Annotated in this window: 1 protein-coding gene; it reads right to left on the minus strand. The window is 39.8% G+C overall.

The genetic code is table 11. The features are described 5' to 3' along the window. Positions 1–3 precede the first annotated feature (3 nt). The gene (locus DYD21_RS20835; RefSeq protein ID WP_116038946.1) at positions 4–222 is read right to left on the minus strand and encodes a hypothetical protein; all 219 of its coding nucleotides are present in this window, start codon (positions 220–222) and stop codon (positions 4–6) included. Positions 223–322 lie beyond the last annotated feature (100 nt).

Consider the following 322-nt stretch of genomic DNA (forward strand, 5'->3'; position numbering starts at 1 on the left):
CCGTTATACAAACAGCTTATGGTTAGAACAATCTGCTGCAAGTTGGTCAAGTTTCCTTAGGCTTTCTTTCAAGTCTTGTATTTCTTGATACTTCTTATCGTTGCGCTCTTTAAGGTTCTGATATTTATCAAGTAGGCTTTTATATTCAACTTCGTGCCATTCACCATCTGGGCGGAATCGGCACATTAATTTTCCGTCGATAACTTTTTCTTCGTAATACATGGGTTTGTTTGTATAACAAGCGCGTCAACTCTGACGCCACTCGAATTAGTGTTTTAGTTTAGTGTCTTTTGGTGGCGCAGGTTACGCGCCAAATCGTTAT

This window comes from Rhodohalobacter sp. SW132 (assembly GCF_003390325.1).
Classification (GTDB): domain Bacteria; phylum Bacteroidota; class Rhodothermia; order Balneolales; family Balneolaceae; genus SW132.

Excerpts from the sequence above, each read along its gene's own strand:
- DYD21_RS20835 (WP_116038946.1), bottom strand. The coding sequence starts at position 222 with ATGTATTACGAAGAAAAAGTTATCGACGGAAAATTAATGTGCCGATTC.